The organism is Gordonibacter sp. (assembly GCF_036667095.1).
Lineage (GTDB): Bacteria > Actinomycetota > Coriobacteriia > Coriobacteriales > Eggerthellaceae > Gordonibacter.
The window spans coordinates 1-19708 of sequence record NZ_JAVWUP010000024.1 but is presented as its reverse complement, the minus strand read 5'-3'; the positions used below and the strand labels follow the sequence as shown (position 1 = coordinate 19708).

Annotated in this window: 14 protein-coding genes; 2 read left to right on the top strand and 12 right to left on the bottom strand. The window is 63.2% G+C overall.

All coding sequences use genetic code 11. The annotated features are described in order from the left end of the window. Positions 1 to 92: 92 nt before the first annotated feature. The 9 genes from RR842_RS04315 to RR842_RS04275 all read right to left on the bottom strand — a co-directional run bounded on the left by RR842_RS04315 (position 93) and on the right by RR842_RS04275 (position 10615). On the bottom strand, positions 93 to 911 hold the full coding sequence (locus tag RR842_RS04315; RefSeq protein WP_332511767.1) for a DnaJ domain-containing protein: 819 nt from the start codon (positions 909 to 911) through the stop codon (positions 93 to 95). A 7-nt stretch (positions 912 to 918) separates the two neighbouring features. Further along, positions 919 to 1104: a hypothetical protein gene (locus RR842_RS04310; RefSeq protein WP_332574262.1), complete on the bottom strand. Its 186-nt coding sequence runs from the start codon at positions 1102 to 1104 to the stop codon at positions 919 to 921. A 170-nt stretch (positions 1105 to 1274) separates the two neighbouring features. After that, on the bottom strand, positions 1275 to 2849 hold the full coding sequence (gene purH / locus RR842_RS04305) for a bifunctional phosphoribosylaminoimidazolecarboxamide formyltransferase/IMP cyclohydrolase (protein ID WP_332574261.1): 1575 nt from the start codon (positions 2847 to 2849) through the stop codon (positions 1275 to 1277). Between the two features lie 84 nt (positions 2850 to 2933). Continuing rightward, complete coding sequence (locus RR842_RS04300) at positions 2934 to 3923, bottom strand: XdhC family protein (RefSeq protein WP_332729081.1); 990 nt, start codon at positions 3921 to 3923, stop codon at positions 2934 to 2936. Next, a complete protein-coding gene (gene purN / locus RR842_RS04295; RefSeq protein ID WP_332553225.1) occupies positions 3920 to 4534 on the bottom strand; it encodes a phosphoribosylglycinamide formyltransferase in 615 nt (204 codons plus the stop codon). Before purN ends, RR842_RS04300 begins: the two co-directional genes overlap by 4 nt. Before the next feature lie 10 nt (positions 4535 to 4544). Next, positions 4545 to 5693 (bottom strand): phosphoribosylformylglycinamidine cyclo-ligase, encoded by a 1149-nt coding sequence (purM, locus tag RR842_RS04290; RefSeq protein WP_332518095.1) that lies wholly within the window; start codon positions 5691 to 5693, stop codon positions 4545 to 4547. An 82-nt stretch (positions 5694 to 5775) separates the two neighbouring features. Next, positions 5776 to 7254, bottom strand: a complete 1479-nt coding sequence (purF, locus tag RR842_RS04285; RefSeq protein ID WP_332729080.1) for an amidophosphoribosyltransferase — start codon at positions 7252 to 7254, stop codon at positions 5776 to 5778. Then, positions 7251 to 8516 (bottom strand): sortase, encoded by a 1266-nt coding sequence (locus RR842_RS04280; RefSeq protein ID WP_332710622.1) that lies wholly within the window; start codon positions 8514 to 8516, stop codon positions 7251 to 7253. Before RR842_RS04280 ends, purF begins: the two co-directional genes overlap by 4 nt. Before the next feature lie 359 nt (positions 8517 to 8875). After that, on the bottom strand, positions 8876 to 10615 hold the full coding sequence (locus tag RR842_RS04275; RefSeq protein ID WP_332553212.1) for a polyphosphate--AMP phosphotransferase: 1740 nt from the start codon (positions 10613 to 10615) through the stop codon (positions 8876 to 8878). Positions 10616 to 10824: 209 nt separating this feature from the next. Between RR842_RS04275 and RR842_RS04270 the strand changes: the two genes are divergently transcribed. Together RR842_RS04270 and ppk1 are read left to right on the top strand one after the other, a co-directional pair. Beyond that, positions 10825 to 11748, top strand: coding sequence for an exopolyphosphatase (locus RR842_RS04270; RefSeq protein WP_332511780.1), 924 nt, complete (start codon positions 10825 to 10827; stop codon positions 11746 to 11748). Positions 11749 to 11843: 95 nt separating this feature from the next. Beyond that, complete coding sequence (ppk1, locus tag RR842_RS04265) at positions 11844 to 14420, top strand: polyphosphate kinase 1 (RefSeq protein WP_332721798.1); 2577 nt, start codon at positions 11844 to 11846, stop codon at positions 14418 to 14420. Position 14421: 1 nt separating this feature from the next. Here ppk1 and glmM read toward each other — a convergent pair whose 3' ends face one another. The 3 genes from glmM to RR842_RS04250 all read right to left on the bottom strand — a co-directional run. After that, entirely contained in the window at positions 14422 to 15756 is a 1335-nt protein-coding gene (gene glmM, locus RR842_RS04260; RefSeq protein WP_332522197.1) for a phosphoglucosamine mutase, read from the bottom strand. A gap of 69 nt (positions 15757 to 15825) precedes the next feature. Continuing rightward, positions 15826 to 16326 (bottom strand): phosphoribosyl-ATP diphosphatase, encoded by a 501-nt coding sequence (locus tag RR842_RS04255; protein ID WP_332729079.1) that lies wholly within the window; start codon positions 16324 to 16326, stop codon positions 15826 to 15828. Positions 16327 to 16478: 152 nt separating this feature from the next. Beyond that, a partial coding sequence (locus tag RR842_RS04250) for a DNA-directed RNA polymerase subunit beta' (protein WP_332729078.1) occupies positions 16479 to 19708 on the bottom strand: 3230 nt, incomplete at its 5' end.

The following is a 19708-nucleotide window of genomic DNA, read 5'->3' as shown; positions in this document are numbered from 1 at the left end:
GCGGATTTTCGAGACAACGAAGCCCTGACGTTGCGCAGTCTTTCCAGACATCGGAGCACCGCAGCACCTCCATGCGCAGCAGGGCGTTGCCTTTATGCAGCGGCCTTCCGGGCGGCGCGGTACACGGTAATGCGCTTGCGCAGGTTCGAAAAGTCGAACAGCAGCGCAACGGCAAAAGCCAGACCCAGCCCCATGGTCACGGCACCCGCCCGCGGCGCAATGGAAAAGACGAGCGGGGCGAACACCAGTGCCAGCGGCACGATCAGCCCAATCAGGCACGAGCCCAAACGCTTCCAGAGGCCATAGACCACCGACACCACCACGTAGAAGAACAGCCCCGTAGCCACCGTGCCGAGCAAGGCGGCCACGCCGAGCACGGCCGCTTTTAGTACCACGACCAGTACTTCGGACTTGAGGTCGCGGGCAGCTTCGGCCAGCACCTCCTGCGGCGTTTTCTGGGGCACCGCCGCACGAAACGGCGCAAAGGGATCGAAGGGATTGGCGCCGGCACCGGTCGTCCCCGCATCGTCCCATGAAGTCCAAACATAGGCGGTTTGACCTTGACCCTGCCCGAACGGCCAGCTGGCAAAGGGATCCTGCTCGCCACCGTGCGGGCGGCCCGCCGGACTGCCGTACGGAGAGGAGTAGCCGGGGTGCGCGTAGGGGTTGCCCGCATAAGGGCGCGCATCGCGACGAGGGTCGAATTCGGGCGTCCACGAGCGGCTCAACAGCACGTCACGCGATTCGTTGATCCGCTTCGTCAGCTCTTCGGCATCGATACGCTCGGGGGAGTCCAGGGGGAACTTGTCCGGATGATGCGCAATGACCAGCTTGCGGTGAGCTTGTTTTACCTGGTCGTCGGTTGCGCCATCGGACAATCCCAATATGTTAAGTGCCTCTGATTTTTTCATGCCCCCACTATACCGACGGGGCGCAACCGTCATGCGTCCGGTACTGCGCCGTCATCTTTCCGTAACGAAATATCCACGGGCGGCGGGAATTCAACTGGTCCGAAGCACCTTGCGCCATGAAGCCCTGCACGTCGCTGAGCCACACGCCGGCGAACACTCGCCGCTGTGCCGCAAAGCCGTTCGTAGGGCGCACGCGTCCAACGCCTCGCGCGCTTGCCTGCAACCCGTACTGCTCTTGGTATGTTCCCGCTATCCACGCTCACACCATCGGTGTAGGGGTCGAGCGCAGCTGCCGCAAGCAACGAATCGCCCACATCGTTGACGGGTCCCGACGGTCGAATGCCGCCGGGACCCGGAGCTGAACTAGTGGCGGAAGTGGCGATGCCCCGTGAACACGAGGGCCACGCCCTGCTCGTCGGCTGCGGCGATGACCTCCTCGTCGCGGATCGAGCCGCCCGGCTCGATAACGGCCGTGACTCCCGCCTCGGCCAGAACATCGAAGCCGTCGCGGAACGGGAAGAACGCGTCGGAAGCCGCCACGGCGCCCTTGGCCTTCTCGCCCGCCTGCTCCACGGCGATGCGCGCGGAGTTCACGCGGTTCGGCTGGCCGCCGCCCACGCCCATGGTCGCATGGTCCTTCGTGATGCAGATGGCGTTGGACTTGATGGACTTGCACACCTTCCAGGCGAACAGCAGCTCGTCCATCTCCGCGTCCGTGGGCTGGCGCTTCGTGGGCACGGTGAACGTCGCCACGTCTTCGGCCACGGCATCGGAATCCTGCGCGAGCAGGCCGCCCTCGACGGAGCGGTACTCCACTTCCCCGCCGGCCGGGTTCACGCCGCCCGTGGACAAGAGGCGCGCGTTCTTCTTGGCGCTGTACATGTCCAGTGCGTCGCCCGCGAACTCGGGCGCGATGATGACCTCGACAAACTGCTTGTTGTCGAAGATAGCCACCACCACATCCGACGTCACGGGGCGGTTGAACGCCATGACGCCGCCGTAGGCGCTCACCGGATCGCACGCGTGAGCACGTTGATAGGCGGCCACGAGGTCGTCGTCCTGGCACACGCCGCAGGGTGTGAGGTGCTTCACGATAACGCAGGCCGGGCCTTCGAACTCGCGCACGGCGGCCCAAGCGGCATCAGTGTCGAGATAGTTGTTGTACGACATCTCCTTGCCTTGGTGCTGCTTGGCATGGGCCAGGCTGTGCTCGGCGCCCGCGAAGGCGTCGCGGCGGTAGAACGCAGCACTCTGGTGCGGGTTCTCGCCGTAGCGCAGATCCTGCACTTTCGACAAACGCAGCGTGCGGTCGGCGGGGAACCTGGCATCGCCCTCGCCCTCAAGCTGGCTGGCCATCCAGGCAGCGATGGCACCATCGTAGGCGTTCGTCGTCTGATACACGTCCAAGGCCAGCTTGGCGCGCGTGGCGCGCGTCGTGGCGCCGTCGTTGGCGCGCATCTCGCTCAGGATGGCATCGTAGCTGGCCGGGCGCGTGACCACGGCCACGCTCTCGAAGTTCTTCGCGGCGGAGCGCAGCATGGACGGGCCGCCGATGTCGATGTTCTCGATGCACGTGCCGAAGTCGGCACCGCCCTCCACCGTCTTCTCGAAGGCGTAGAGGTTCACCACCACCATGTCGATCATCTCGATGCCGTGTTCGGCCGCCTGGGCCATGTGGTCGGCATTGTCGCGCTTGGCCAACAGGCCGCCATGCACGCGCGGGTGCAGCGTCTTCACGCGACCGTCCATCATCTCAGGGAACTGCGTCACGTCGTCGATGGGCGTGACGGGCACGCCGGCATCCTTGAGAGCGCGTGCCGTGCCGCCCGTGGAGATGACCTCCGCGCCGAACTCGTCCACCAACGTGCGGGCAAACTCAGCGATGCCGCTCTTGTCCGTAACGGACATGAGCACGCGCTTCACTTTCGGATTGCTCATATGGTCTTACATCCCTTCTGGTTGATTACCGCCCTGCTATGGCAAACCCGCCGATCTGCGGCGGGAAACGGACTTAGGGAGGACTTAGCGCCCCAAGCTCTTCTCGTGGCGCTCGCGCGCCTCGTCGCTGTAGCGCTGACGGTAGCGCACGTCCACCAGCTCGGCCACGATGGCGATAGCCAGCTCGGCTGGCGTCTTCGCGCCGAACTTGAGGCCGATGGGGCGCTTGACGCGCTCCCAATCCGCCTCGGCGGCACCCGCGGCCAGCACTAACTCGTGCACACGGTCGTTCTTGCCGGCGCAGCCCATCATGCCGATGTAGTGGGCATGGTGCTTGGCCGCCCACACGCAGCCCTCGGGGTCGAACATGTGCCCGCGCGTGAGCACGCACACGTAGTCTTCAGGCGCACAAGCCATCTGGTCAAGTGCGTCGAAGTTGCCGCCCGCAAGCACGATGCGCTTGGCCTGCGGGAAGCGCTGCTCACTCACGAACGACGGGTCGTAGTCCACAACCGTCACCGCGAAGCCCACGTGGTCGGCCAGCGCCGCCACTTCACTTGCAGCGTCGGACGCCCCCAGCAGCCATACGTGCACCTGGTCGAACAGCGCCACGCTCGCCCACGTGAGGCCGGGGAACTGCTCGTTGTGCATCGAGGGACCGCGCGTGACGTCCTTCATCTGGAACGTGTCGCGCGGCGTGTAGGCGCGCCCGGCCACGATCTCCTTGGCGTCGTTGCAGAAGAACACGAGCGGCTCGCCGTCGGCCGAGCCCACCTCGCCGTACTTCTTCGTCACCTCGTTGTCGGTGTTGGACACGGCCCCGGCACCGTCGTAGACGATCTTGAAGCCGAGCCACGCCAGGTCGCCCTCGTCGATGGCGCGCAGAGCGCGCTCGAACGTGGGAATGTCGGCTTCGGTCAGGCTGGCGGCCACTACGTCCAGATACGACGGGTCCACATGCTCATTGCCCTCCGTCGCCGTTGCCGAAAAGCACGGGAAGTCGTCGGCGCTCAGCACCGGAACCTTCCCTACCTGCAAGTCTTCCACTATTGAAGCAAGAACGTCCCTGATCATAGGATGTGCACCTTCCTGTCTTCGCCCACGCTTACCCGACCTTCGGCCAGCAAGCGCAGAACCTCCGGATACAACACGTGCTCGATCTCGTGAATGCGAGCCTCTAGATCCTCCAGAGCATCGCCCTCCCTCACTTCGACTGCGCGTTGCGCCACAATAGGACCTTTGTCGTAGTCCTCGTTCGCGAAGTGCACGGTAATGCCCGTCACCTTCACGCCCGTATGATAGGCATCGTCAATAGCGTGCGCGCCCTTGAACGACGGCAGCAGCGCAGGATGCAAGTTCAAAACCCGGTCGGGAAACGCCTCCAACATGACCGGTGTCACCTTGCGCATATAGCCTGCCATGACCACATATTCCGCACCGGCTTCTCGAAGCTCGGCCACGATGCGCGCGTCAGCGGCTTGCGTATCGGCATACACCTCGCGGTTGAGCGCCGTCACGGGAATCCCCGCTGCCCGCGCCCGCTCGATGCCATACGCATCGGGGCGCGAGGACACCACCTTCACGATGTCGACCGGCAGCCCATCGTTCGCCACCGCGTCGATAATGGCCTGCAGGTTCGTGCCACCGCCACTCAGCAGCACGCCTATTTTAAGCGGCGAGGTCACCGGCACTCTCCTATTCTGCTTCGCAGCTGTACAGCTTGCCATCGTTGGCGTAGCGCACCTTGCCGTCTCCGGCCACGATGCTGCCTACGCGAAACGTCTTCTCGCCCGCTTGGGAGAGCGCGTCCTCCACCTCGTCAACACGAGCGGCATCGACGATAAGGACCATGCCGAGGCCCATGTTGAACGTCTTGAGCGCCTCCGCCTCGTCGAGGTGCGCGGCATCACACACGAACTTCGCGATGGGAGGAATCGGCCACGTACCCAAGTCTACCTGGGCATCCACGTTCTTCGGCAACGCACGGTCCAAGTTCTCGCTGATGCCGCCACCCGTGATATGCGCAAGCGCATGCACGGCACCCTCGCATGCGTCCAGCACGGCGCGAACCGGCTTCACATAGATGCGCGTCGGCTCCAAAAGCGCGTCTTGCAGGCTGCGACCGCCCAGCTCCTCGCGTTCGATGCGCAGCTCGTAGTGAGTCTTGCCCTCGACGCATACCTTGCGGGCCAGCGAGTAGCCGTTGGAGTGCAGGCCGCTCGAGGCCAGGCCCACCAGCACATCACCCTCGCGTACCGCCGCAGGGTCCAGCATCGCCGCACGGTCCACCAAGCCCACGCAGAAACCGGACAGGTCGTAATCGTCCGGGTCCATGACGCCGGGATGCTCGGCCATCTCGCCGCCGATAAGCGCGCACCCCGCCTGCTTGCAGCCCTCGCCGATGCCCTTGACGATCTCGGCCACTGCCTCTGCCTTCAGCTTGCCGATGGCCACATAATCCAAAAAGAACAGCGGCTCGGCACCCGTTGCCAGGATGTCATTTGCGCACATGGCCACCAGGTCGATGCCGACCGTGCCGTGCTCGCCGGCGATCTGGGCCACCTTCAGCTTCGTGCCCACGCCGTCGGTGCCGCTGACCAGCAGCGGATCGACCATGTCCTTGGCGGCGCCAATGGAGAACAAGCCGCCGAATCCACCGATATCGCCCACCACCTCGGGACGGTACGTGTCACGCACCACGCCCTTGATGGCATCGACCGCACGCGCTCCCTCGGCCGTATCGACACCCGCCTGAGCGTATGTCAGTGAATCTTCATTCACCCAACTGGGCATAGAGGGCCCATCGTTTTGCTGGGCGGCGCTTACGGTGATTCTCTCGGTCATTCCTGTACCCTTCCGTCGAAACCGGCGCGCTCACAGCCGGTCCTGCATGTACCTGCCAGCCGCACGTGCGGCATCGTTCGTGCTAGAGAGGCGCTTCGGCACTCCGACCATCGGAGCACCTCGCGTCAAGGTTGCTTTTCTTCGCCATCGCCTCGGGGATGTTCACGGGATAATCCCCGCTGAAGCACGCCTCGCAAAAACCCGGGTGACTCACGTCGGGAACGGAGGCGCGCAGGCCGTCGAGCGAGACGAATGCCAGCGAGTCCGAACCGATCCACTCGTTCATCTGCTCAAGCGTCATGGTGGCAGCGATAAGCTGATCGCGCGTATCGGTGTCGATACCGTAGAAGCACGGCCAGAGCACCTCGGGGCTCACGATGCGCAAATGCACCTCAGCCGCCCCCGCATCGCGCAGCATCTGCACGAGTTGCTTGGAGGTATTGCCGCGCACGATGCTGTCGTCGATGACGACCAGGCGCTTGCCGCGGATAACCGAAGGTAGCGGGTTCAGCTTCAGGCGAATGCCCAGCTGGCGCATGGCTTGGGTGGGCTGGATGAACGTACGGCCTACATAGCGGTTTTTCACGATGCCGTCAGCATACGGAATGCCGCTTTCAGCCGCATAGCCCATGGCGGAAGGCACGCCCGAGTCGGGCACACCCAGCACCAGATCGGCCCCGACGGGCGCCTCTTGGGCCAGAATACGGCCTAGGTTGCGGCGCGCCTGGTAGACGCTCTGCCCGTCGATAACGCTGTCGGGACGGGCGAAGTAGACGTACTCGAAGATGCAGGCCGCCGGCTTGAGCGCGGGGACGCCCTGCTCGGCCGTCATGCCGGCGGCATTGAAGCGCACGATCTCGCCCGGCGCGACGTCGCGCACGTACGAGGCCCCCACGATGTCCAAACCGCAGGTTTCCGACGACACGACCCAACCTCGTTCGTCGGGCAACTGGCCGATGCACAGCGGGCGAATGCCGTTCGGGTCGCGGAATGCATAAAGCGAATCGGGGCTCGCCAACACCACGGCATAGGCCCCGGTGACGACCTCCATAGCGCGGCGGATACCGTTGCGCAGATGATGGGTTTCCTGCGTCACCTGGCCGATAGCCTTGGCCAGCACCTCGCTGTCGGTGCCCGAGCGGAACTGCACGCCTTCACCCACCAGGCGCGCACGCATTTCGTTGGTATTGACTAGGGTGCCGTTGTGTGCCAGCGCGATGAGCACCTCGTCGATAGCGGAGATATGGGGCTGCGCGGCCTCCCACGAAGCGGCGGCACCGCTGGTGGAATAACGCGCGTGGCCCACAGCCACATAGCCGTCAAGTGCCGCTAGGCTGGCCTCGTCGAACACCTGGGTCACCAAGCCCAGATCCTTCGCCACCATGATGGTATCACCGTCGCCAACGGCAATGCCGGCGCTCTCCTGCCCGCGGTGCTGCAACGCCTGCAGGCCGAAGCAGGTCATGCGCGCAACGTCCTCGCCGGGCGCGAACACCCCGAACACGGCGCATTCCTCCTCGAGGCGGTCAGGACGCTCTCCCGGAAATGCGGAAGTGCTCATGCAGCGGTCTCCTTTGCGGAATCTCCCACAGCTTCGGCAGCAGCCGGATCAACCGTATCGGCTTCGGGTGCTGCAGCAGCGCCTACCGGCACAACGCCTGCAACGGTCGATTCGGCGATGTACGAGAACAGAACAAATCGCCCGTCGCTGGGAAGGTTGTCGCAGGTGGCGAACGAGAAGATACGGTTAAGGTCGGCAACAGCCGGAATATCGGATGCCACCGCAACCGAACGGTCCACCTTGTCCTGCACGTAGGACGCAAGCTCTTCGTTGCTGGCAAATGCCGTCTGGGCCAACGGGTCGTCAGCCGCTACATGCACGAGGGAGAAAGTCTTCAACTTATAGTTACCCTGAGGTGTCAGCAGATACACCGTGCGGCTGGCATTGAACTTCGCAGCATCCTCGAAGCCCGCGATGTCGGCGAACATGGAGCCGTTGTTCAGGTGGTGGCCGTATATGATGCTGTTCGCATCCGAAAAGTCCGCTGCGTTGGCCGCCGACAGGAAGATGGTGCCGTAGGTGGCACCCCAGGTCTGCTTGCCGTCGAAGTCGGTTGTGAGGTACTTCTCGTCGTCGGTGGTATGCACGATAGGATAGTTCACCGTCGTGCCGGGGATGTACACCCACCCTACGGTATCGGGGTTCTTCGCCTTCAGTTTGTCCCAGTCCACGGTAAGGTCGGCCAACGAGGCACCCTCAATGTCTGCTGGAGGCGTGAATACTTCCTCGGCAAGGGAATCGTAGGCACTCTGGCCCTGCCAGTAGCTAAATGCGATAGCTCCGAGCGCCGCAAGCGACACCACCAGCACCACCAGTGCGATCCAGAACACGATACGCCAAGGACTCTTCTTCTTTTTGCCGAAATCACCGGCAGGGTTATGTCGCCCGCCGGCTACCCGAGACGTTGCCGGCACCATCGCGCCCTGGCGGGGTGCGGGAGCATAGCCCTGCGGACGACCGCCTTGGCCCGGACGCCCTTGTGGGGCAGCCCCCTGAGCCGGACGACGTCCTTGTGGGGCAGCACCCTGCGTCGGGCGGCGTCCCTGTACGGCAGCATCCTGCGTCGGGCGGCGTCCCTGCTGCTGCGCGCCCGAACGAGCGCCCTGCGGCGCAGCGGGGCGCGGGGCAGGCTGCCGCGGGTCCCGCTGCGCCGCCGGGGGGTCGCGGTGCTGGGACGCGGGCTGAGGCGAGGCAGGCCGAGCGTCGCCCTGCTGCGCGTGACGACCACGCGGCGAGCCAGGATATTGTTGTTGATCGGCCATACTGTCCTCCTCGGTTGGACGAAGGAGCGCCCTGTCGAAACAAGCACCGCTCTTCGTTTCCAGACCGTTACCATAATAAGCAAACGCCCCCGGAAAGGAGGGCGTGATGCCGTGAAAACGCTCATATCTTCACGGCCGATGCCAAAGCCCCAGCCGAGAACGATTCTACTTCTTCTTCATCTCGTCCAAAAAGCCCTTCGCGATGAACACGACGATGACGAGGACGATGACGGCCACGATGACCCAGATAGCCTCCATAGGAACGGTCATCCCAAACAATGTCATAACGGTACCCCTTTGTTCATGCGCAGCAGTGCGCAGTCTTTTGCTTCATAGCATCTGCACATGTTAACGCTATCTCAGTTTTCGCGCAAGCGCGCCTCAAGCGCGTCATTGATTATTTTCAAGGCCTTTACCCGCGCGTAATGCTTGTCATCGCTCTCAAGCACGATCCAAGGGGCAAACGACGTGGACGTCAGGCGGAACATGTCGTCGATAGCAGCTTTATACGGGGGATACTTGTCGCGGTTACGCCAGTCCTCGTCGGTGATCTTCCATTGCTTGGCGGGGTCCTGCTCACGGTCGCGGAACCGGTTCAGCTGCTCGTCTTGGCTTACGTCGACCCAGAACTTCAGCAGAATAGCGCCCCATCGTACCAACTCGCGCTCGAACTCGTTAATCTCGTCGTAAGCACGGCCCCATTCGCTCGGCGTGGCAAAGCCTTCAACGCGCTCGACCAGCACACGCCCGTACCAGCTGCGGTCGTAGATACCCACATGCCCCGCTTTCGGAAGACGCGTCCAATAGCGCCACAGATGCGGGTGCATCAGCTCGGGCCTCGTGGGTGCAGGGCTCGGGAACACGGTGTAGGCCCGCGCGTCAAGCGCCTGGGCCACGCGCTTGATGTTGCCACCCTTCCCTGCCGCATCCCATCCTTCGTACATGATCATGAGCGGAATGCGCTTCTGGTACATCTCCATTTCCAGCCGGTTCAGGCGATCCTGCTGTATCCTCAGTTCGCTTTTGTAGTCGAGCAGACCGAGCGACAGCGCATGGTCCACGCGATCGATGCGCGGAAAGTCCTCCACGATGGGAAACTTCGAGGCCCGCGGTGCCCGCGCTCGAGCGGTAGCCGCCTCGGCCTGGGCTGACGTGCGCACAGCCTCCTCCTGCTCGGGGGTGCGGTCACCCTGTGCTGCCTCTTCCAGCAGACTCGCCGAGTTCGCCTGGGCCTTTGCCGCAGCAGCCACAGCATCGTCGTCAGGCTGGGCGGCCAGCGCCTTGCGCAGGGCCTCCACGAGCGTCTGGGCGATGGCCAGGTTCGCCGCCCGCTTGTCCTCGCCGTTCACAACATGCCACGGCGCACAGGAGAAGTTGCTGCCTTCTAGCAGGTAGTCGTACAGGCGATAAGCCTGGGGGTAGTTGCGCACGCTCGTCAGCTTCTTCTTGCTGACGCGCCACCGGGTTGCCGGATCGTCATACAGGCGCTCGAGGCGCTTCTTCTGCGCCTTTTGGGACACGTGAACGAAGAACTTGACCACCGTATAGCCATCGTCGACGAGCTGCTGCTCGAAGCTGGCTGCCGAGGTGAGGTGGCAATGCAGCAAGTCCGTATGACGCTCGTCGGCCGGCTGCTCGGCCAGCGCCGACACCTTCTTCTTGGCTTTGCCCGTTTTAACGTCCTCCAACGCAATCTCGCCGTAAGCGCCGTACAGCAGATGCTGCATGGCGGCCGTGTACCAACCCTGGTCGTAAAAGGTAATGGCACCGCGCGGCCCCAAAGCCTGCCAGAATTCTTGCATGAGAGGATAGAAGTCCGTTACGCCATAGGCGGTGCCCACGAATTCGCGCGCGGCACCGACATCTAGGTCTTCGGTAACGTGCACGCTGGTGGCACGCGCGTCAAGGTTGTACATAAGATCCGAGATGCGGCCGCCTTTGCCAGCGCCGTTCCAGCCCTCGAACAACACCACCAGCCCCACGCCTCGCTTGTGCGCCTGCTGCTGCAGCACCACCAGCTCGCTCATAAGCGCGTCGCGCTGCGGCTTGTATTCCTCTTTCGTCAGCGAGGGGCGGGTAAAGTCGACTGACTCGAGCATAGAAGCATCCTTTCCCCGAGGGAACGAGATTCCATCATAACACAGCATCCCCCGCCTCCCGATTCGCGCGAAAAGCCGATCGCGGGCTGAAAAGTAAAATATGCGTTCCAATAAAAGCGCGAAGGGCCGCCCGTGCGCAAGGTCGCCTAGAATAGAAGGAAAGCCGCCTGGCGAACCTGTCAGCAGCACCGAAAAGCGAAGGAGCGCGCATGCCCAACTACGCCGTAGTCGACTTGGGGTCGAACTCGGTTCGCCTTGTCGTATACGAGGTGAAGAACGACCGCTTGGCCGCCTACACGAACCGCGACTTCAAAAGCCTCATCAACGACAAGGTCATGGCGGGGCTGGCCGCCTATGTCGTAGACGGGGCGTTCTCCGAAGCCGGGGTGCGACGCGCCGTGAACGTGCTGAAGGGACATGCCAAACGTGCGCAGTATTTCGGCTGCAAGCGCATCGACGTGTTCGCCACCGCGGTACTGCGCAACGCCTCGAACTGCAACGACGCCGTAGCCACCATCGAGGCGGCCACGGGACTGACCCTCTCGCTGTTATCGGCGCGCGACGAAGCGCACCTCGGGTTTGCAGGCGCCACTTGCGACCGCACTATCGAGCACGGCACGCTGGTGGACATAGGCGGAGGCTCTACTGAACTCACCCGCATCGAGGGCGGACACGACTTCGACAACGTGAGCATCGGCCAGGGTTCGCTGTCATCCTACACGACGTTCGTACAAGGCATTTTACCCGCGCCGAACGAGATGGATGCCATCGTAAACGCATTTTGCGCGAAGCTGGCCACCCTGCCGAACCCGAAAACCTATCGCTCGCCGGTGATGTACGGCATCGGCGGCAGCGTGCGCGCAGCTGCAAAGATGCATGCGCAGGTTTTCGGCGAAAACGTCCGCCCGAAGACCATGACGGCAGAGGGCATTCGTGAGATACTTGACCTGTGCCGTACCAACCCCGATGCGTTCGCGCATCTGGCGCTGAAGGCATCGGCCGAGCGCATCCACACGATCACCCCCGGGTGCCTCGTTTTGAGCGCGCTCATGGACAGCTTGGACTGCGAGCTTTTGGAGATATGCAAGTACGGCGTGCGCGAAGGCTACCTTATCGAGCGTGTGCTGGGCTGATGCTCCGCACCTCGCCGACACTCGCCAAGCACGGGCGTTGCGCACGGGAAGAACACATCTGCGCAACGGAGGATTCCGACGGAAGGGAGAGGCACATGAACGCCCACGTAGAACCGACGATTGAAACCGCTCCGCAAACAGAAGCCGCAGCGCCCAAGGAACCGAAGGCTGCCCCCTATATGCAGAACCGCGAGTTGTCCTGGCTGACGTTCAACGAACGCGTGCTGGACCAAGGCGCCGACGAGACGGTGCCGCTGCTGGAGCGCTTGAACTTCATCTCTATCTTCTGGAGCAACCTGCAGGAGTTCTTCATGGTGCGCGTGGGCAGCCTGACCGACCTGTCGCTGGTCAAGAAGCACATCATCGACTCGAAATCAGGCATGACGCCGGCCGAACAGCTGGAAGCGGTGTACGCACGCTGCCGCGAGCTGTACCCGATCCAGGAACGCACCTACGAAGAGGTCCGCCGGCTGCTCGGCGAACGAGGTGTGCGCAACCTGCATCCTGACGAACTGGACGAAGCTCAGCGCTCCTATTTGACCACCTACGTGCGCGACAACGTCATGCCGTTCCTGTCACCGCAGATCATCAACGCACGCCACCCCTTCCCCCACCTGGAAAACGGCGCCCTGTACGTCGTAGTGCGCCTCAGCGTTGCCGACGCCAAGAAGAAAGACGGCGTCAAGGAACCCAAGAAGGCGAAGAACCTGGGAGCCGAAGGCGTAACGCTGGGCCTGGTGCCCCTGCCGCGCCAGTGCGCGCGCGTCATCGAGCTGCCCGGCAAAGGACTGCAGTTCGTCCTGTTGGAACACGCGCTGGAGATGGTAGCCGCCGAGATATTCTCCATGTACACGGTGAAGCATACGAACGTGATCTGCGTCACGCGCAATGCCGACCTCGACGCCAACGAGGGCATCGACGAGAACGACGAGGATTACCGCGACCACATGAAGCGCATCCTGAAGAAACGCGCACGGCTGGCCCCCGTACGGCTGGAGAGCGAGCGGCCGCTCTCCTCGACGATCGAGGGTCTTCTGCTGGAGCGCCTGAACCTGAAGCCCCATCAGATGTACTCCACCATTGTGCCCCTCAACCTGAGCTACACGTTCGGACTGGCGGCACGCCTACCCGAGAAGGAACGCGCGGCGTTGACGAACCCGCCGTTCTCGCCGCAGTGGCCCGCATGCCTGGATCGCAACCGCACCATCATCGAGCAGGTGACCGAACGCGAAACGCTGCTGTCCTACCCCTACGAGTCGATGGACGCCTTCGTACAGCTGCTGAGAGAAGCCGCAAACGACCCTGCCGTTATCTCCATCAAGATCACGCTGTACCGCCTGGCAAGCCAGTCTCATCTGGCCGAAGCCCTCATTGCCGCTGCCGAAATGGGCAAAGAGGTTACGGCGCTGTTCGAACTGCGCGCCCGCTTCGACGAGAGCAACAACATCGAGTGGTCGCAACGCTTCGAGCAGGCGGGCTGCAATGTCATCTACGGCTTCCGCGACTTCAAGGTGCACTCCAAGATTTGCTGCATCACCCGCCAAACCGAGAACGGTTTGCAGCACATCACACAGTTGGGAACCGGCAACTACAACGAGAAGACGGCGCGGCTTTATACCGACCTGTCGTTCATCACCTGCGACAAGACCATCGGACGCGATGCCGTCGAGTTCTTCCGCAACATGGGGCTGGAGAACACGTCGGACAACTACGACATCCTCTGGGTGGCGCCGTTGCAGATCAAGCCTATGATCGTCGCAGGCATACAGACTCAGATGGACCGTGCGCAAGCCGGCGAGCCGTGCGGGCTGTTCTTCAAGACGAACTCCATCACCGACAAAGATATCATCGAGAAGATCGTCGAGGCATCGCAGGCGGGCGTTCCCGTGACGCTGTTCGTACGCGGCATTTCATGCATCGTACCGGGCCTGGAGGGCCTCACCGAGAACGTGCGCGTCGTGTCCATCGTCGGGCGGCTGCTGGAACACAGCCGCATCTACGGGTTCGGCCCGCGCGAGAGCATGAAGCTGTATCTGTCGAGCGCCGACCTCATGACGCGCAACATGGACAAGCGCATCGAGATAGCCTGGCCGATACTGAACGAGGACCTGCGCGAAGAGGTACTGGGCTACCTGGATATCAGCATGAGCGACACGGCGAAGCTGCGCGAGCTGCTGCCCGACAAAAGCTATACGCCGCTGGGATTCTTCGCCGAAGAGAAGGACGGCGGCACCGCCCCGCTATTCGACTCGCAGGAGCTCTTCATCAGGCAAGCCCAGCAACGTCGCCTCGAGGCGGCCGAGAGCGCGGCAGCGCGCGAAGCCACCCTGCGCAGGAACGTGAAAGAGCAGCCGCGCACGCCTCAGGAGCCCGTGCCTGCCGTCGAAGCCGCAGCCGAAGCTGTAGCGCACGAAGCCGAAGCGCTGGCAGCAGCGGCAGAAACTGTCGCCGCCGCAGCCCACGCCGCTGCTGCCGCGCGCGATGCGGACAGCACACGCGATGCCATCGGACAACCGCATCCAGACGTCCTCGAGGCCGACGAGATCGAGCAGCCGCCTGCCGCAGCGGGCCAGCCCACCGAGCAGGAAATAATCATCTCGCCCGCGCAGGGCGGCCAGCGCGGGCGCAAGCCGAGCCTGCTCGTGCGCGTGCTGGCATGGTTCCTACGCTGATTTAGACCTCGCGCTCCACAACGGCGGCAATTGCCTGCGCATGGCGTTGTGCGTCTTCGGCACTGGCGGCCTCTACCATCACGCGCACAACCGGCTCGGTGCCACTCGGACGGATGAGCACGCGGCCGTCGTCGCCCAACTCCGCTTCGACGGCGGCGACGGCAGCGGCGACGGCGTCGTTGCCGTCCAAGGCATGCTTGTCTCCCACGCGCACGTTGATGAGCGTCTGGGGGAAACGCGTCATAGCCGACGCGGCCTCGGCGACCGACTTACCGGCTCGCCTGCACGCAGCCAAGAACTGCAATGCCGTGACCAGCCCATCGCCCGTCGAGTTGTGCTCCAGTAAAATCATGTGGCCGCTCTGCTCGCCGCCCAGCACGAAGCCGCCCTCGCGCATGGCTTCCAGCACATAGCGGTCGCCCACCTTCGTCTGGATCAGCTCGATGCCCGCCTCACGCATAGCGTGGACCAGTCCCAGATTGCACATGACCGTAGATACGGCGGTATTGCCGTCCAGAAGGCCTCGTTGATGCAGGTCGATGGCGCATACCGCTTCCACCATGTCGCCATCGATCTCATTGCCCTGTGCATCTACCAGCATGACGCGATCGGCATCGCCGTCATGGGCAATGCCGACATCGGCTCCGATCTCCGTCACCAAAGCGCGCACCGGCCCCAGGTGGGTCGATCCGCAGCTCACATTGATGTCGGTGCCGTCGAAGTCCTCGTTGATCGCTACGACCTCGGCACCTAGGCGACGCAGCGCCTCGGCACTCGTCAGGCACGAGGCCCCGTGGCCCGCATCGAGCGCCACCTTCAAGCCCGCAAAGTCGATGCCCTCGCCGGTAACCGTCGAGACAGCGTGCGCGATGTAGAGCTCGACCGCATCATCTACGGGCAACGCCACACCTACCGCATCACCCCCCGGCAGCTCATCGGGTGCCGCACCGCCGCGGGCCACGAATGCCTCGATCTCGTCCTCGACGACATCGGGCAGTTTGAAGCCCTGTCCATCGAACAGCTTGATGCCGTTGTACTCAGGCGGGTTGTGCGAAGCCGAGATGACGATGCCGCCATCGCAATGCAGTTCGCGCACCAGCAATGCGATCGCCGGCGTGGGAATGATCCCCGCCAGGAGCGCCGTGCCACCCATCGACATGATGCCGGCCGCAACGCACGACTCCAGCATATCGCCCGAAAGGCGGGTGTCCTTGCCCACTAAAATGGTCTTGCCCTTGAATGCCACTGCCGCTTGACCCAGCTTGAAGGCCAGATCGCACGTAAGCTCTGTGTTCGCAACGCCGCGAACGCCATCGGTCCCGAAAAGACGTGCCACAGTAATCCTCTTTCACTAGCAGGTCCAACAAAGTCAAGGTTTTCGCCGTTCAGCAGAACACGGGGCCCTCTAGTTGCCCCGCTTCACGCAGTCGTCGTGCAGGCGCACCCCGCCCTGCGGACGCTCGTCGTCCGTCATACGGTTATTCAGCTCGGCCGCAAACTCGTCCAAATCGATGCCGAAGCGCTCCAGCACCACCAGAAGGTGGTATACCACATCGGCAGTCTCATAGCGCAAATGATTAACGGCATCGAAATATTCCGCCGGCAGCTCGACCCCGAGGGAGCCCTCGTCCGAAGCAACCCCGGCATCGCCTTCGACAGCCAACGCAGCCGCCAGCGAAGAGCACGCCCACGACTCGACGTCCTTCGCGGCCAGCGCCACCTCGCCCGCCTCTTCCATCACTTTTTTCAGTACGTCGTCGACCGAGCCGGTAAGCAGACGGTGGGTATAGCTCTCCTCGCCCGCTTCGCGCCGCGTGGCAATAGTGCCGGCCAGCGACTCGAGCGTGGCCCCTATGTGAGAGGGAGGCGGTGTTTCATCGGTCGGAAGATAGGTTTTTTGAGACATGAGCTGCCTTTCGCACTAGTAAGCAAAAAGGCCCGAAAGGGCCACTACCAAGCCCACAGCGGACTTTCACCGCCAAGTTATCGCCCCTGCCGGGCGCACATCGCTTGGCAAGCAAGAGGGGCGCGCCACGCGCGCCCCTCTTGCATCAAATCCTATTCTTCGAAGTCGTCGCCGTCGTTCGCGTTGGCGGCAGCTTCCTCTTCCTTGCTGGTCACGCCGAAGCCCAGCGACCCTACGGAGCCGAGCAGCGCATCCAGCTCCTCCAGGTTGCGCTGGTAGGAGCGGGGCGGCAGCGCCTCGCCCAACATGTCCTCGCCTTCGGTACTGAAGGTCGCCGGCTCGTCGCCGCCGATGAGGATGGTGTCATCCGGAGAGAACACCATGTCGAGCAGCTGGCTCATGTCGTCGCTCGTGGCAGCCAGGTCATCCTCGATCACGTAGTTCAGCTCGTGGGCGGTCAGACCCTCCTTCAGCTCCTCGATAGCCTTCACGCCGATGCCCTCGATACGCAGCAGATCCTCCTCGGTGTGGCCCACCAGATCGGCCACCGTCTCGATGCCGGCCTCGCTGAACTTGTTGGCCCAGCGCTGCGACACGCCCAGGTCATCGTAGATATACAGGCGCGCATCCTCGTCGGACAGCTGCGGGCCGCGATGGCCCAGCGAAAGCCCGCTGTAGTAGCTGCCGTAGTTCGTGCCCATGTTCAGGTAGCCATCGCCGTCAAGCGACCAATCCTGCGGCTGGGGCAGCAACTCCTCGATCTCGCGGAGCGCTTCCGGTGCGAATTCGGGCAGGTTCTCGCCCTGCACCCCGGCAACCGGACGGCCCCGATAGGTAAGCCCCACCTCGCGGTAGCGAGACAGGCCCGTACCGGCAGGGATCGGCTTGCCGATGATGACGTTCTCCTTGAGGCCGGCCAGACGGTCGGTCTTGCCCTCGATGGCAGCATCGGTGAGCACTTTCGTCGTCTCCTGGAAGGAAGCGGCCGACAGGAAGGAATCCGTGGCAAGCGATGCCTTCGTGATGCCCAGCAGCAACGGCTGGCCTACCGGAGGCTCTTTGCCTTCGGCGATGAGCGCATTGGCCACGCCCTCGAACTCGAAGCGGTTCACCTGGCGGCCCGGCAGGTAGTCGGAATCGCCGGCATCCAGCACGGCCACTTTGCGCAGCATCTGGCGCGAGATGACCTCGATGTGCTTGTCGTTGATATCCACGCCCTGGGACACGTACACGCCCTGGACCTGGCTGACGATATAGCGCAGCGTAGCGTTCGGATCGGTCAGGCGCAGCAGGTCGTGGGGGTTCACCGAACCCTTGGTAAGCTGCTGGCCCACATGCACTTCGCAACCGTCTACCACGCCCGGCAGCAACTGGGCGCGAGCGCTTACCACGTACTCGCGGAAGTTGCCCTGCTGGTCGTGGATGGTGATGGTCTTGGACTGCTTGTCGCCCGCGATCTGCATGGTGCCGGAGATCTCGGCGAGCACCGCCATACCCTTCGGCTTGCGGGCCTCGAACAGCTCCTGGACACGGGGCAGACCGTGCGTGATGTCCTCGCCGGCGACGCCGCCGGTGTGGAACGTTCTCATGGTAAGCTGGGTGCCCGGCTCGCCGATGGACTGGGCCGCGATGATGCCCACAGCCGTACCGATGTTCACCGGACGACTGGTAGCCAAATCCCAACCATAGCACTTCTGGCAGACACCGTTCTCGGCATGACAGGTCATGACCGTGCGGATGACCACTTCCAAGATACCGGCATCCTCAAGTGCCTGAACCTGGGACATGGAGGTGACATACGAGCCTCCGAGCAGCACCACCGTGCCATCCTTGGCAACCGCATCGTTCAACAGGCAGCGACCGATGAGGTTCTCGTCCAGGTCGCCCTTCTCGTTGTAGATGGGGTACGGCACGCCATCGGTCGTCCCGCAGTCGATCTCGCGGATGATGACGTCTTGCGCCACGTCCACCAGACGACGGGTCAGGTAGCCCGAGTCGGCGGTACGCAGAGCCGTGTCGGCCAGACCCTTACGGGCGCCGTGCGTGGAGATGAAGTATTCCAACACCGACAGGCCCTCGCGGAAGTTCGCCTTGATGGGTCGGTCGATGATCTCGCCCTTCGGGTCGGACATCAGGCCACGCATACCGGCCAACTGGCGGATCTGCTTGATGTTGCCTCGAGCACCGGAGAACGCCATCATGTAGATGGGGTTGAACTTGTCGAAGTTCTCGGCCATGGCGTCGCCGACCTCTTCGTTGGCTTCGTTCCACACGTCGACGACCTGCTTGTGACGCTCCTCCTGGCTCATGAGGCCCATCTCGTAGTCCTCGTCGATGGCGGCGACCTTCGCATCGGCTCGATCCAGAATCTCGGGCTTGCTCGGCGGAACGGTGGCATCGTACACCGACACGGTGACGCCGGCGCGCGTGGCGTAGTGGAAGCCCGCGTCCTTCAAGCCGTCCAGGATGGCCGGCACGTCGGAGAGGTCGTAGTGGTTGCACACGTCCTCGACCAGACGGCCGATCTCCTTCTTGTTCATCTCGTAGTTCAGGTACGAATAGTCGTCCGGCAGCACGTTGTTGAACGTGATGCGGCCGATGGTGGTTTCGATACGCTCGCCCGCCTTGTGCTCTTCCAGCGTATGGAAAGCGGTGGCGACCTGCGTATCCTTGCTCAAGCGCACCCAGATCTTAGCCTGCAGGTCAAGCTCGGCACGGGCATCGTAGGCATTCATGGCATCGTCGAAGTCGATGAACGTACGGCCTTCGCCCTCGAAGCCGTCACGCGCAGCCGTGAGGTAGTACAGGCCGATGATCATGTCCTGCGTCGGCACGGTGAGCGGGCGACCATGAGCCGGCGACTTGATGTTGTTGGCAGAAAGCATGAGCACGCGAGCCTCGGACTGAGCCTCAGCACCCAGCGGCACGTGCACAGCCATCTGGTCGCCGTCGAAGTCGGCGTTGAAGGCGGTGCAGACCAGCGGGTGCAGCTTGATGGCCTTGCCCTCGACCAAGGTGGGCTCGAAGGCCTGGATGCCCAGACGGTGCAGCGTGGGGGCGCGGTTCAGCAGTACCGGATGCTCGGTGATAACCTCTTCGAGCACGTCCCACACGTAGCTGGCGCCACGGTCAACCGAGCGCTTTGCAGCCTTGATGTTTGCAGCATATTCAAGCTCCACCAGACGCTTCATTACGAAGGGCTTGAACAGTTCCAACGCCATCTGGCTCGGCAGGCCGCACTGGTGCAGCTTCAGCTGCGGGCCGACAACGATAACGGAACGGCCGGAATAGTCCACGCGCTTGCCCAACAGGTTCTGGCGGAAGCGGCCCTGCTTGCCCTTGAGCATGTCGGAGAGCGACTTCAGCGGACGGTTGCCCGGGC

What these genes read in the sequence shown, in the direction of transcription:
- RR842_RS04315 (WP_332511767.1), bottom strand. Translation starts at nt 911, where the DNA reads ATGAAAAAATCAGAGGCACTTAACATATTGGGATTGTCCGATGGCGCA.
- purH (WP_332574261.1), bottom strand. Translation starts at nt 2,849, where the DNA reads ATGAGCAATCCGAAAGTGAAGCGCGTGCTCATGTCCGTTACGGACAAG.
- RR842_RS04300 (WP_332729081.1), bottom strand. Translation starts at nt 3,923, where the DNA reads ATGATCAGGGACGTTCTTGCTTCAATAGTGGAAGACTTGCAGGTAGGG.
- purM (WP_332518095.1), bottom strand. Translation starts at nt 5,693, where the DNA reads ATGACCGAGAGAATCACCGTAAGCGCCGCCCAGCAAAACGATGGGCCC.
- purF (WP_332729080.1), bottom strand. Translation starts at nt 7,254, where the DNA reads ATGAGCACTTCCGCATTTCCGGGAGAGCGTCCTGACCGCCTCGAGGAG.
- RR842_RS04280 (WP_332710622.1), bottom strand. Translation starts at nt 8,516, where the DNA reads ATGGCCGATCAACAACAATATCCTGGCTCGCCGCGTGGTCGTCACGCG.
- RR842_RS04275 (WP_332553212.1), bottom strand. Translation starts at nt 10,615, where the DNA reads ATGCTCGAGTCAGTCGACTTTACCCGCCCCTCGCTGACGAAAGAGGAA.
- RR842_RS04270 (WP_332511780.1), top strand. Translation starts at nt 10,825, where the DNA reads ATGCCCAACTACGCCGTAGTCGACTTGGGGTCGAACTCGGTTCGCCTT.
- ppk1 (WP_332721798.1), top strand. Translation starts at nt 11,844, where the DNA reads ATGAACGCCCACGTAGAACCGACGATTGAAACCGCTCCGCAAACAGAA.
- RR842_RS04255 (WP_332729079.1), bottom strand. Translation starts at nt 16,326, where the DNA reads ATGTCTCAAAAAACCTATCTTCCGACCGATGAAACACCGCCTCCCTCT.